This window comes from Pseudemcibacter aquimaris (assembly GCF_028869115.1).
GTDB lineage: Bacteria > Pseudomonadota > Alphaproteobacteria > Sphingomonadales > Emcibacteraceae > Pseudemcibacter > Pseudemcibacter aquimaris.
The window spans coordinates 281,881-295,275 of record NZ_CP079800.1 but is presented as its reverse complement, the minus strand read 5'-3'; the positions used below and the strand labels follow the sequence as shown (position 1 = coordinate 295,275).

General features: G+C 43.4%; 12 protein-coding genes. 3 read left to right on the top strand and 9 right to left on the bottom strand.

Features of this window, described 5'->3' with window-relative positions:
* The first annotated feature begins 92 nt into the window (after positions 1-92).
* Positions 93-818 carry a response regulator gene (locus KW060_RS01360; protein ID WP_249036683.1) on the top strand — a complete coding sequence of 242 codons (726 nt, stop codon included), beginning with the start codon at positions 93-95 and terminating at the stop codon, positions 816-818.
* Positions 815-2,164, top strand: a complete 1,350-nt coding sequence (locus KW060_RS01355; protein ID WP_249036682.1) for a sensor histidine kinase — start codon at positions 815-817, stop codon at positions 2,162-2,164. Before KW060_RS01360 ends, KW060_RS01355 begins: the two co-directional genes overlap by 4 nt.
* A 5-nt stretch (positions 2,165-2,169) precedes the next feature.
* On the opposite strand, the gene KW060_RS01350 is transcribed toward KW060_RS01355, so the two are convergent.
* From KW060_RS01350 to hflK, 6 genes are all read right to left on the bottom strand, one after another.
* Positions 2,170-2,520 carry a cupin domain-containing protein gene (locus KW060_RS01350; protein WP_249036681.1) on the bottom strand — a complete coding sequence of 117 codons (351 nt, stop codon included), beginning with the start codon at positions 2,518-2,520 and terminating at the stop codon, positions 2,170-2,172.
* A 52-nt stretch (positions 2,521-2,572) separates the two neighbouring features.
* Positions 2,573-4,822, bottom strand: a complete 2,250-nt coding sequence (locus KW060_RS01345) for a transferrin receptor-like dimerization domain-containing protein (protein ID WP_249036680.1) — start codon at positions 4,820-4,822, stop codon at positions 2,573-2,575.
* A gap of 142 nt (positions 4,823-4,964) precedes the next feature.
* Positions 4,965-6,452 (bottom strand): Do family serine endopeptidase, encoded by a 1,488-nt coding sequence (locus KW060_RS01340; RefSeq protein ID WP_249036679.1) that lies wholly within the window; start codon positions 6,450-6,452, stop codon positions 4,965-4,967.
* Between the two features lie 99 nt (positions 6,453-6,551).
* A complete protein-coding gene (locus KW060_RS01335) occupies positions 6,552-6,734 on the bottom strand; it encodes a DUF2065 domain-containing protein (protein ID WP_249036678.1) in 183 nt (60 codons plus the stop codon).
* A gap of 8 nt (positions 6,735-6,742) precedes the next feature.
* Entirely contained in the window at positions 6,743-7,612 is an 870-nt protein-coding gene (gene hflC, locus KW060_RS01330) for a protease modulator HflC (protein ID WP_249036677.1), read from the bottom strand.
* 9 nt (positions 7,613-7,621) lie between these two features.
* Positions 7,622-8,713, bottom strand: a complete 1,092-nt coding sequence (hflK, locus tag KW060_RS01325; RefSeq protein ID WP_249036676.1) for an FtsH protease activity modulator HflK — start codon at positions 8,711-8,713, stop codon at positions 7,622-7,624.
* 143 nt (positions 8,714-8,856) lie between these two features.
* Here hflK and KW060_RS01320 point away from each other — a divergent pair, with 143 nt between their 5' ends.
* On the top strand, positions 8,857-9,990 hold the full coding sequence (locus KW060_RS01320; protein WP_249036675.1) for an Mrp/NBP35 family ATP-binding protein: 1,134 nt from the start codon (positions 8,857-8,859) through the stop codon (positions 9,988-9,990).
* Positions 9,991-9,999: 9 nt separating this feature from the next.
* Here KW060_RS01320 and KW060_RS01315 read toward each other — a convergent pair whose 3' ends face one another.
* Genes KW060_RS01315 through scpA form a run of 3 tightly spaced genes read right to left on the bottom strand, consistent with a single transcriptional unit; the run spans position 10,000 to position 13,371 of the window.
* A complete protein-coding gene (locus KW060_RS01315; protein WP_249036848.1) occupies positions 10,000-10,422 on the bottom strand; it encodes a DUF6326 family protein in 423 nt (140 codons plus the stop codon).
* Positions 10,423-10,449: 27 nt separating this feature from the next.
* On the bottom strand, positions 10,450-11,232 hold the full coding sequence (gene blaOXA / locus KW060_RS01310; RefSeq protein WP_249036674.1) for a class D beta-lactamase: 783 nt from the start codon (positions 11,230-11,232) through the stop codon (positions 10,450-10,452).
* Positions 11,233-11,235: 3 nt separating this feature from the next.
* Positions 11,236-13,371: a methylmalonyl-CoA mutase gene (scpA, locus tag KW060_RS01305; protein WP_249036673.1), complete on the bottom strand. Its 2,136-nt coding sequence runs from the start codon at positions 13,369-13,371 to the stop codon at positions 11,236-11,238.
* Between the last annotated feature and the right edge of the window lie 24 nt (positions 13,372-13,395).

The window sequence follows — 13,395 nt, the reverse complement described above, 5'->3', positions numbered from 1 at the left end:
AAATTGTATCAAAATGTATCAAGGTCCGGACTTGCGACAATTTGATACAAAATAATTTTCGTAAAACGAAATTCTTCCGCTAAGATGAAATCATGAACACGGAAACACCACATATTCTTGTCATTGACGATCACGCCGATATTCGTGATCCACTTGCACAGTATCTGACGAAACACGGTCTGCGCGTTTCAACGGCCGCTGGTGGCGTGGAAATGGATGCCGTATTAAAAACAGCGTCAATCGACCTAATTGTTTTAGATATCATGATGCCGGGCGAAGACGGCCTATCCATTTGCAGACGCATTCAGGAAACAACGAAAATTCCCGTCATCTTGCTTACAGCATTAACCGATGAAACGGACCGTATCGTCGGCCTTGAATTAGGGGCAGATGATTATGTATCGAAACCGTTTAACCCCCGTGAATTACTCGCGCGTATAAAATCCGTATTAAGACGCACACAATTAATCCCGAAAAATGATCAACCCACAAAAGGCATCGCAACCTTCGCTGGCTGGACATTCGACCTTACGAAGCAAGAAGTCATAAATTGTGATGGTGTTTCAATAAGACTAAGTTCCGGCGAACATACTTTACTGTCCACCCTAATTGAGCATGCGGGAACAGTATTAAACCGTGATCAATTGCTTGATCTGACCAAGGGACGCGAAGCACAGCTATTTGACAGAAGCATTGACAATCAGGTAAGTCGCTTAAGACAAAAAATCGAAATTGACCCTAAAAATCCGGAAATTATAACAACCAAATGGGGCGGCGGTTATGTGTTTTCAGCTGAACTGGAATGGATAGAAAAATGATTAAAAATCTAATGCCATCATCCATTGCTGGACAATTAGTCGCTGTTATCATCATATCAATGATGGCTATTCATATTAGTGAACAAGTCGAAGAATTATTAGAAGATTACGAGGATGAACGAACTGTCGATGAAGATTTAATCGATCATTTAGCAAACATATACGAAATGAACGCAAGTATCGAAGAAGAAAATTTACCCACCTTCCTCGATATGGTAAATTTAAGATATTTACATTACGCCCTTACAGAGACTTCACTCGCAACGCCATATGATGATGCGCCCATAAAATCTGCGACAGAAAAATTAAAAAACAGGTTAAATGTACCTGTAAATGAAGTCATTATTGGTAAAACCAATGTTCTTCCTGATGAATTTAATATCACCTATTACGATTCATATGATCATAGTAAAATCATTAAAACCGTCGTTTCCATAAAGCTTCAAAATGGAAAATGGTTGAATGTGGCGATGAATGTCCACAATCATAATAATTTTAGTTTTGGATGGTTTTATAGTTACTCGACAACCATTTCTATCATCGTAATCATTGTTGCTATATTCGTCGTCTTAAGAATAGCAAGACCGCTTGACCGACTTACCAAATCCATTGGTGAATTTAGCCAGAATTTCGAAGTCTCAGAAGTTAAAGAAGAAGGACCATCAGATCTGCGCCTCGCGACAAGGTCATTTAATAAAATGCAAAAAGATGTGGCAAACCACATCGAAAGCCGTACCAAAACACTCGCCGCCATGAGCCATGACATCAGAACGCCATTAACATCATTAAGGCTTAAAGCAGAACTAATGGATGATGGTGATGAAAAGATAAGTTTCATCGCATCCATCAATAAAATGGAAAAAATATCCGCATCCGCCATTGATTATTTAAAAGGCAGCACCAAAGAACTAACAAAGAGAAAAACGGATCTAAGTTCATTACTTGAAACAGAATGTAATGAATTTATAGATCAGGGTTTATCTGTCAGTTTACAAGAAAACCCATCCATAATTGCCAATTGCGACCCGGACGCCATTTCCAGAGCCATCAGCAACCTGATTGATAATGCCTGCAAATATGGTGAAAAAGCCATAGTTTCCCTATCACAAGACAATGATCAAGCCATTATAACAATTACAGATAATGGTAAGGGAATAGAAAACGAGTTTTTAAAACAAGCCATGGAACCGTTTGAGCGACTAAGCAAAGAACGTCATGCAGATCAAGGCGGGTTTGGTCTTGGTTTATCCATTGCCCGTGATATTGCAGAGGCCCATGACGGCACACTTATTTTAGAAAATATTCCTGATGGCGGACTTAAGGTGACATTTAAAATAAAACTATAAATTCATTAATCTTCATAAATGACATATAGTTTTTTGACGTAATCCACGGTTTCCCATGTACCAACGAAACCTTTTGAAATCACCATATGATCCCCCTTTTTAAGGGTTTGTGGCTCACCGCCAATTTCGGTAATGATTGCTTCACCTTCCAAAATGGTTAGAAATTCTTCTTCGGAATAATCGACAGCCCATTTTCCAGAATTGCATTCCCAAACCCCAACAAAGAAATTTTCCTTGTCATTAGTATATTGGTTCACTGCACTTTGAACGGGCTTTCCACTTAATAACTTATCGGCAGCTACTGGCATTTTTTCATCGGAAATTGCAGAAATATCAATGCGTTTATATTTAGTCATAACTAGCCTTTCTAAAAAAGGCCGGAACATTTCTGCCCCGGCCCGATATGTTTTATTGCATCATTGCTGTCGCCTGATCAAGCTGATCACAATAGGCATTCAGAACCTCGGCGAGTTTTGCCATTTGTTCCTGTGTTTCTTGCCATTTGTATTCTTCGATCCCTTCACGAACACCCGGCAATGTTTTTACACCGTAACCCGTGTAATAACCTGGCGCATAAATGTGATGACGATACCACGGACGACGTGGTAAACCTTCTGGACGGGTAAGCTTGCTTTCGATTTGATACATCAATTTATCAAGCTTGTTCACATCGCTTTTGGACAGGTTAAATCCTGCGGCCCCCATTGCTTTATAGGCTGTATCGAAAGCCTCTGCAGATGCTTGCAGGCGCTTCACGGCATTTTGCATAGGTGACAGGTTAATATACGGCACCTCTTCACGAAGAGTTGGTTCCTGGAATGCTTCACGGATGTTTGCAGCTGCTTTATAATGCCCGTTATTCACAAGCATATTATGACGCAGCACATCAGCGCGTGTTTTTTCCATCGCGCTCACCATTTCATCAGCATATTCGGAAACGGTTCTCGCGAAATTCCCAAACTGGAACGGAAGCACATCCGCATTGGCAAGACGTGTTGCCACACGGCCTGTTACTGAACCAAGCGCATGGGTATAATGAAGTCCCGGATCACGGAAAGTCGTATAATAATGATAGCTATCATAATTGGTGTGATAAGAACCACCACCAAATTCACCACCATATCCGATGTTCATTGATGTAATTCCCAAATGTTGGAAAAATCCGGAATAATCAGAACCGGAACCAAGCGCGCTTAAGTAATAATGGCTTGATTTTTCAGCGCGTGAGCGCGTAACCGGATTACTTGACATTAAATTACGTGACTGAACACGTTCAGCAGCACTCATTCCCTGAATTGGATCTTTTACATCATGTGCGATTTGATCAAAGAATGTTTCAAGTGTATGCGATCCACCCGCACCTAGGAAACCGGCACCATTACCATCGGTATTAATGTAAGCAACCGCCTTTTCGCTTAGCTCTTCTGCTTGATCTTCAACCCATTCAACAGAACCGATCAAACCTTGCTCTTCAGCGCCCCAAGCCGCGAAAACGATCGTTCGTTTTGGCTGCCAACCTGTTTCTTTAGCAATTTCGGAAAGGATACGGGCTTCTTCCATTTCAACGACCATGCCGGAAACCGGATCAGCTGCACCATGCACCCATGCGTCATGATGGTTACCACGAATTACCCACTGATCAGGAAACTCAGAACCTTTCATTTTCGCAATCACGTTATACGCAGGAACGATATCCCAGTTAAATTCAAGCTTCATATGAAGCTTCGCAGGTCCAGGACCCATATGATATGTGATTGGAAGACCACCACGCCATCTTGGTGGTGCAACTGGCCCTTCAAGAGCTTCTAAGATCGGTTGGGCATCTTCATATGAAATTGGAAGTGTTGGAATACCAACAAAAATTTCAACATCATCAAGGTCAATACGTTCCGCGTCCTTCGTTGCACCAACATATGGTGTTAACGGATCACCCGGACGTGTTGGAAGATCCATAATCGAACCACGCTGTGCACCGGATGGATGTTTGTGTGCCCCTTTTGGATAGACATCACCCTGGCCGTAACCATCATCCGCAGGATCAGAATAAATCAATGTACCTATGGCACCTTTTTCTTCTGCCATTTTTGGCTTAATACCGCGCCATGAACCGCCGTATTTCGCCAAAATAATTTTACCCTTAACATCAATGCCGCGACGTTCCAGATCTTCGTAATCTTCACGAAGGCCCTGATTTACAAACACCACTTCTGCTGTTACTTCACCGTCTGGTGAGAATGAGTGATAAATCGGCAGACGATCTTCCTGACCCGATGTTGGGTCTTCTGGAACAGCGTCTTCTTTAAGTTTGGCTGTCCATTTTGTTGGCTCAACAAGTTCAACCACACGCACTTTCGGTGTTGGCATTAAAACCTGATATTCTTTGATTTCCGTATCATATCCCCATTCGGTGAATTTTCCGGCGATAAAATCGGCCACTTCCTTATCGAATGGTTGGCCTGTCGCATGTGGACGCGATGTCATAAATTTCATCCAGTCGTCCATATTTTGTTTGTTGATACGTTTATCAATTTCAGCTTCAAGCGCATATTGCTTTTCACTATTTTCCGGCGTAAAGCCACGAATGACTTCTGCTGCGTTTACGGCAACCGATGATGCCGCAAGTACTGCTGTCATTTTAATTATATTTGATAGTCCCATATAGGGTCCTCCCATTTGATTTATTTTTAAGGGTCAGAATCCTCACCTAAGAGCCTATGAAATATCACGTATTTTTGCAAGTATCCCAAAACAAAAAAGGCCCGGGATTATCCCGAGCCTTTCTTTTAAATATTTGAAGTGGTTATTCCTCTTCTTCGTCTTCATCAAGGCTGATCGGAACGTGGGCATATTCGCCGCGACGATAAACCGAAAGAAGAACAACCGAACGGCCAGCACTCTTTTGCGCTTCAATACGTTCTTTTACATCTTCGATAGATGAAACATCACGTTGAGTAACCTCGACAATCACATCACCACGACGTAGTCGACGTAGTCCTTCGCGGCCACTGTCATAATCAACAGAGGTAATAAGAACACCTTGGATGTCTTCGTCAATTTCAAGTTCTTCACGGGCATCATCATCAAGTTCAGCAAGCGTTAGGTCAATGATGGATTCTGTATCAGAACTTCCTTCATCATCACCTTCACTGCTTTCTTCTTCGTCGCCGTTACCCTCATCAAGTTCATCAATTGTGATGCGTAGTGTCTTACGCTCACCTTCGCGAAGAACGATCATTGGTACTGTGCTGCCAATTTCAGTGTTTGCAACAGTTGATGTCAGATCGCGCATTTCTTTAATTTCAGTGCCATTAAATTCAATAATGATATCACCGAATTCAACGCCTGCACGTTCGGATGGGCTATCTTCTTCGACGCTATTTACAAGCGCACCGTTTGAATTTTCAAGACCAAGACTTTCTGCAATTTCATCAGAAACTTCTGTGATACGAACACCGATACGACCACGTTTTGTGCGGCCATATTCACGAAGCTGTGCAATTACGATTTGCGCTTGTGTTGACGGAACAGCAAAACCAATACCAATGTTACCACCTGTTTGTGAATAAATCGCCGTATTCACGCCGATCACTTCGCCGTCCATATTAAACATTGGGCCACCACTGTTACCACGGTTAATCGCAGCATCCGTTTGGATATAATCATCATAAGGACCTGAATTGATATTACGGTTACGTGCGGAAATAATACCTGCTGTAACAGTACCACCAAGACCCAGCGGGTTACCAATCGCCAATACCCAATCACCAACACGAGATTGCGTATCATCACCAAATCTTACAAATGGAAGCGGCTCATCTGCTTCGACCTTAAGAACAGCAAGATCAACCTTGTCATCTTTACCAATGACCTCGGCTTCAAGTTCTGTACCATCCTGAAGACGAATTGAAATTTCATCAGCTTCATCAATTACGTGGTTATTCGTAATAATGATACCTTCCGCATCAATAATAAACCCGGAACCAAGTGAGCGGCGTTGCTGTACACGTGGGCGGCTATTGCGGTCGCTTTCTTCACCATCCTGATTTGGTTCACCGAAACGTCTGAAGAACTCTTCAAATGGTGATCCCGGCGGGAATGCGCCGCCGCCTCTTCTGTTTCTATCAACGCGAATATTTTGTGTGGTGTATACGTTTACCACCGCCGGAAGCAGTTCTTCCGATAGATCAGCAAAACTATCTGGCGCCCCTTGCGCATTAGATAGTGATGGCGTCAGAACCATATATGCTAATATGATGAACGCACCTGATACTTTTTTAATTAATGTCATGTTTTCTTCCTGATCGTTTAATTTTTTTTATATCAACTATTTTTATTGGCAATTATGACCAAATTACGAACATGATACGCAAATGAGCGAATAAACCCTTCACTTTATCAAATAAATTATCGCAATACCGATGATGGCGGCGATTAATCCGGCGTTACGCAAGCTTTCTGCCGGTTGTTCCAACGCCATCGCCATCATCCGTTTCATATTGTTGGGAAAGAGGGCATATAAAAGACCCTCTATCACCAACACGAGACCGATTGCGATAATGATATCCGTCATTTAAGGCTTTAATTGCCCCCCATATTTTCAAAATATTTGAAAAATTCACTATCCGGTGAAAGCACCATGGATGTATCGCCATTTTTCATGGCGTTTTTATACACTTCCATTGAACGGTAGAATGCATAAAATTCTGGATCCTTACTATAAGCATCCGCATAAATTTTTGCTGCAATTGCATCACCTTCACCGCGAAGTTTTTCAGAATCTCTTGTTGCTTCCGCAAGAATAACAGTACGGTCGCGTTCCGCTTTCGAAGTAATTCTAAGTGCTTCTTCCTGACCACGGGCACGAGTTTCACGGGCCACTTGATTACGGTCAGCAATCATACTTTGGAAAATCGGCGCACTGTTTTCTGGTGGTAGGTCCGTACGTTTAATACGAAGATCAACAATCTGAATACCAAGTTCTGATGCTTCGGCTGTTACAGATTCTCTAACAGCATTAATAATACCGATACGTTCACCACTTAATGCTGTATTAAGCTGCTGAAGACCGAATACCTCACGCACGCTTGATTCTGAAATGTCGCGTAATCTTGCTTCCGCACGAAGTTCCGTACGAAGCGCTTGATAAACACGAAGCGGATCTTCAATTTTATATTCAAGGAAAGCATCCACATTCATACGCTTCTGGTCTGATGTAAAGATGGTGTATTCTTCCATATCTAAAAGACGAACACGTTTATCAAAGAAGACAACATCTTCAATAATAGGCATTTTAAAATGAAGGCCTGCCTCTTTCACCGTTCTTTGATATTCACCGAACTTTAGAATGATCGCCTGATTGGTTTCTTTAATCTGATATGTTGAAACGCTGAAACCAACAAGCGCAAGACCAACAAAGATAAGTCCAAATAAAGCTGATTTATTCATCATATTTCTCCCTTATTGGCCACTGTTTGGTTGGTTGGATGAACCACCAGAACGTTTGTTAATTTCATTAAGCGGCAGGTAAGGCACGACGCCGCCCCCATCGTTATCAATCACGATTTTATTGGTACCAGAAAGAACCTGCTGCATTGTATCAAGATAAAGTCTACTGCGGGTCACATCTTTTGCTTTTGAATATTCCGCTAAGATCGATTCAAATCTTGATGCCTCACCTTCTGCCTCTGCAATAACACGCTCTTTATAGGCTTCTGCTTCTTGCAACATTTTTGCGGCCTGACCACGTGCTTCCGGCACAATTCTGTTTTGTTCTAGCATCGCAAGACTGATTGTACGGTCACGGTCTGCTTCCGCCTTTTGAACATCGTTAAAGGCATCAGAAATTTCAACAGGTGGTCTTACTTCCGCAAGGTTCACGCGTGTAATGGTAATACCGGCTTCATAACTATCCAAAATACGTTGTGTAATTTGACGTACTTCTTCTTCGATACCAGCTTTATCACTCGTAATTACGCGTTCAACTTCGGTTCTGGCAACCACTTCACGCATGGCGCTTTCCGCAATGGATTTTACACTAAACTGTGGGTCTTTCAGATTAAATTGGAAATTTGCCACATCTTTAATCTGCCAGAAAACACGAAACTGTGCGTCCACGATATTTTCATCACCAGTAAGCATTTGACGTTCTTTTTCGCTTGCAAAACCAATTTCCGTTGAACGTTCCTGATCAATGTTTGTCGTTTCAACAGATTCAACAGGCACAAAGTGAAAATGAATGCCAGGCTGCGATGTTTTAACAAGGGCACCAAAGCGTGTTACGACACCTTCTTCACCGGCATCAACCGTATAAAAACATGCGTATAGCCATACACCAACCAATACAAGTAATGCCGTACCGATCCCTTTACCGCCGCCAAGGTCAGAAGCGCCACCGCCTCCACCGCCGCCGCCAAAGGCGCTTTTAAACTTATCCTGGCCTTTACGGATCAGCTCATCAATATCAGGTGGGCCATCGTTACCGCCGCCACCGCCTCTTTTTGGGCCCTGCCCCCATGGTCCACGATCACCACCGTTATTTTGCCACGACATTTATTGCTCCTTACATGAAATACTTAGGGAATTATCATTTTAGCACATTATTCCCTTTAAAAAATGATTACCCTATCTTATATGCTATCAAGTGCCCCACCGCAACGGCGGAACGGTTAATTTATTTTATAGGTAATAACGAAATGTCAGACGTCAAGCGTGATCAGCTTATTGAAGCCCTAAAAACCATTATAAATCCAGTAACTAAGGAAAATATCATTGATTCCGGCATGGTACAGGGACTGGTCATCAAAGACGGTAATGTTGGATACGCGCTTAATATTGATCCCGCCCATGTTGAGGCAATGGAACAATTGCGCGGCACTTGCGATAACCTGCTGCATCAGATTTACGGCGTTAAAAAAGTAACATCGGTTTTAACCGCTGAACGCGATGCTGCAAATGAACCGCCAAAACCGGGTTTTGGTGAAAAACGCACCTTTCAGCAAAAACCACAACCCAAGCCATTTGGTGGCCATGGTACACCACCACCACAAGATGGACCACAAGGCATCCCGGGCGTAAAACACATCATCGCTGTTGCCAGTGGTAAGGGCGGTGTCGGCAAATCAACCACTTCAATCAATCTTGCGCTTTCTTTTTCAAAACTTGGATTAAAGGCTGGGATTTTTGATCTTGATATTTATGGACCAAGTGTGCCGCGCCTTATGGGACTGTCGGATGCAAGACCGGAATCACTAGAAAATGGTCAGATCACACCCCTGAAAAATCATGATATTGTCAGTATGTCTATTGGATACCTGATGGAAAAAGATGCTGCGACAATTTGGCGTGGCCCAATGGTGATGGGCGCCATTCAACAAATGGTAAGGGATGTCAAATGGGACCTGTTTGGCCCGCTTGATGTACTTGTTATTGACCTGCCACCAGGAACAGGCGACGCGCAACTGACCATGGTTCAAAATATCAAACTTGATGGTGCTGTCATTGTTTCAACACCACAGGACCTTGCCCTGATCGACGCACGAAAAGCGATCACCATGTTTGATAAGACAAACACACGCTGTTTCGGTGTCATTGAAAATATGAGCTATTTTGTCTGCCCAAGCTGTGGTGAGCGCGCCGATATCTTTGGTCATGGCGGCGCCAAGGAAACAGCCGCCGAGAAAGGCATGGAATTTTTAGGTGGCATTCCACTTCACATGGAAATTCGCGAAACAGCAGATGCCGGCAATCCAATCGTCATCAGCAATCCGGACAGCGAACATTCAAAACGATATATTGATATTGCGGACAGGGTTTTGGAAGTTTTATAAATATTTCCGCTACGCTTCTTTCGGCCACCGGATCGCATAATAAACAATAGAAAGCGTGACGCAAATTTCAAACACCACTACGATCTGATAAAACAGGTGTGGCATGGTAATTGTTAATGCTTCAATGATTGTGTAGGCGACCCCAAGTATTACATTTAGCCACCGGCTATAGGTCGCCGGGAGTGCTGCCGAAAGAAAAACCATAAGAGCAGGAATGGCTAAAATCATCGATACAGAAACGAGTACCATTTCAGTTGCATCACCAAGTGGACCAATTTGTCCCGTGCTCATATCTTCTATCGTTCCCGGCAGATACATGCTGAAATAATCATTATAGACATATAAAAACATTAATGCCGCCCAAAGAAGCGCGAGCTTGATTTTTACCGGAACTGATTTGTCTTCTAATTTTCTTTTACCACTTTGATCCATCAAGTAATCTCCTGCTGATCATGTAAATTACAATAGCCCCAAAATTCTTAATGACGCTTTCGCCAAAGCTTCACGTTTTGCAATGTCCTGATCATTCATAACGTCAATATTCAAAGCAAATGGGTAATGAATGCCGTTACGGGTCACCCATCCAACCCACCAACCGGTGTCAGGATCAGAGAATGTTGTCAGACCGCTTTTCGCATGTAAAGTATAATCATCCGTTTTTTCATATGTCGTGATTTCCGCCACCGCACGTTGATGCAATTTCATGAAGGGTAACTGTTCATTTGCAAGTTTACCAAGAAACTGCACTTGCTCAACTGCGCTGATTTCAAGTGGACCATCAAGCCAGAATTGGTCAATTTTGTCGCCAATTTTTTGATTACCATATTCTAATTTCGCTAACCCCTCTTTCATCGCATCAGGACCGATGCGGCGGGCCAATGCCTGATAAATCGGCACATTGGAAATTTTAATCGCATCCCGAAGCGACATATTCTTTTCCCAGATTTTTAAATATGCCGGCTTGCCGCCGTAGGGGAGAATTTCATCAACATCAAATACGGCACCAACCGAAAGTCCGATCAATGTATGAGCAATTTTATAACTGCTGGCTGGAATAAACCGCTCTTTCGCGCGCGATGCATTATGACCGATATATTGATCTTTTTCAGGATCATATAATACAAAGGTTCCTGTGACACTTTCAGCATCAAAAAGTGCAGTGATATCTGAATTTTCGCTAATTTCTTGAGCATGGGTCATCACACCCATCATCAAGAATAAAATAAATGCTTTAATTTTCATGAATTAAAAATGTTCTTCTAATTTATCAAGTATTTCCGCGGCCGCAGCCGGGATATTGGTTCCTGGACCAAATATAGCGGATACCCCCGCCTTGTAAAGATCATCATAATCCTGCGCCGGGATCACGCCGCCCGCGATCACCATGATATCATCCGCCCCTTCTGATTTTAAGGCATCAGTCAATGCGGGCACCAATGTTTTATGTCCGGCGGCTTGTGATGATACGCCAACAATATGAACATCATTTTCCACCGCTTCACGTGCAGTTTCGGCGGGTGTTTGGAACAGCGGACCAATATCAACATCAAAACCAATATCGGCAAAAGCGGTTGCGATCACCTTGGCACCACGATCATGACCATCCTGTCCCATTTTGGCAACAAGGATACGTGGCCTGCGGCCCACCTTATCTTCGAAATTTTCGACGCGTTTTTGAATATCCATATAATCATTATCCCCATGATAGGCACCACCGTAAACCCCGGAAATGGATTTTACATCAGCGCGGTGACGACCAAAGACATCTTCCATTGCTTTTGATATTTCACCAAGGGTCGCACGGGCACGCGCCGCCACAATCGCGGCTTTTAGCAGGTTACCGTTACTCTTCGCCGTTTCGGTTAAGGCATTAAGCGCCGCCTGACATTTTTCTTCGTCACGTTCTGCTTTTACTTTCTTAAGTTTTTTGATCTGTGATTTACGTACGGCCACATTATCAATTTCAAGAATGTTGATGTCTTTTTCTTCATCAAGAACATATTTATTAACGCCAACCACCGTTTCTTCACCGCGGTCAATACGCGCTTGTTTTAAGGCCGATGCTTTTTCAATTTCAAGTTTCGGTAATCCCTTGGCAACAGCCTTTGTCATGCCGCCCATGTCTTCGATTTCAGAGATAATTTTCCACGCTTCCTGCACCAATTCATTGGTAAGGCTTTCCACATAATATGACCCACCAAGCGGATCAACCACATTGGTCATGCCTGTTTCTTCCTGCAGTATAATTTGTGTGTTTCTGGCAATACGGGCGCTGTCATCGGTTGGCAGGGCAATAGCTTCATCAAATGAATTTGTATGTAACGATTGCGTGCCGCCAAGCATGGATGCCATGGCCTCGATCGTGGTTCTGATAACATTGTTATAGGGATCTTTTTCAGTGAGTGATGCACCAGATGTTTGACAATGGGTTCTTAACATCATGCTTTTCGGTTTTTTAGCACCGAAATTTTCCATGATTTGCGCCCAAATGGTACGGGCCGCGCGTAGCTTAGCAACTTCCATAAAGAAATTCATTCCGATCGCGAAAAAGAAACTTAAACGCGGGGCAAAATCATCAATATCTAACCCCTTGTTCATCGCGGTTCGTACATATTCCATCCCATCCGCCAGCGTATAGGCAAGTTCCTGAAGCTGCGTTGCCCCGGCTTCCTGCATATGATAGCCGGAAATGGATATACTGTTATAACGCGGCATTTCGCGGGATGTATAATCAATGATATCGCCCACAATCCGCATGCTTGCGTCCGGCGGGTAAATATAAGTATTCCTGACCATAAATTCTTTTAAGATATCATTTTGAATAGTGCCGCTTAATTGATCATGGGCAACGCCCTGCTCTTCCGCTGCGACAATATAAAACGCAAGACACGGGATTACGGCGCCATTCATGGTCATGGATACAGACATTTTATCAAGCGGGATACCATCGAACAGGATTTTCATATCTTCGACACTATCGATGGCAACGCCCGCTTTGCCCACGTCGCCCTCAACCCGTTCATGATCGCTGTCATATCCACGGTGTGTTGCAAGATCAAACGCCACCGAAAGACCCATTTGGCCGGCTTTTAAATTACGGTGATAGAATGCATTGCTTTCTTCTGCCGTCGAAAAACCGGCATATTGACGGATCGTCCATGGGCGCCCCGCATACATGCTGCCGCGCACGCCACGGGTAAAAGGGAAAAAGCCCGGTAAATTTTCACGTTGCGGGATATCCGCAACATCATCCGCGGTATAAAGCGGTTTTACCTTAATTCCTTCTGGTGTGTCCCACGTCAGGTCATCAAGTTCACGGTTCCTAAGTTCACCGGAAACAAGCTTTTGCCAGTCATCAATGGTTGCGCGCCTTTTATCCACGGGACATCCTTCTATAAAATGTTA

Coding starts and splice junctions, on each gene's coding strand:
- hflC (WP_249036677.1), bottom strand. CDS start 7,612: ATGATGAATAAATCAGCTTTATTTGGACTTATCTTTGTTGGTCTTGCG.
- hflK (WP_249036676.1), bottom strand. CDS start 8,713: ATGTCGTGGCAAAATAACGGTGGTGATCGTGGACCATGGGGGCAGGGC.
- KW060_RS01320 (WP_249036675.1), top strand. CDS start 8,857: ATGTCAGACGTCAAGCGTGATCAGCTTATTGAAGCCCTAAAAACCATT.
- blaOXA (WP_249036674.1), bottom strand. CDS start 11,232: ATGAAAATTAAAGCATTTATTTTATTCTTGATGATGGGTGTGATGACC.
- KW060_RS01340 (WP_249036679.1), bottom strand. CDS start 6,452: ATGACATTAATTAAAAAAGTATCAGGTGCGTTCATCATATTAGCATAT.
- KW060_RS01345 (WP_249036680.1), bottom strand. CDS start 4,822: ATGGGACTATCAAATATAATTAAAATGACAGCAGTACTTGCGGCATCA.
- KW060_RS01335 (WP_249036678.1), bottom strand. CDS start 6,734: ATGACGGATATCATTATCGCAATCGGTCTCGTGTTGGTGATAGAGGGT.
- KW060_RS01315 (WP_249036848.1), bottom strand. CDS start 10,422: ATGGATCAAAGTGGTAAAAGAAAATTAGAAGACAAATCAGTTCCGGTA.
- KW060_RS01355 (WP_249036682.1), top strand. CDS start 815: ATGATTAAAAATCTAATGCCATCATCCATTGCTGGACAATTAGTCGCT.
- KW060_RS01360 (WP_249036683.1), top strand. CDS start 93: ATGAACACGGAAACACCACATATTCTTGTCATTGACGATCACGCCGAT.
- KW060_RS01350 (WP_249036681.1), bottom strand. CDS start 2,520: ATGACTAAATATAAACGCATTGATATTTCTGCAATTTCCGATGAAAAA.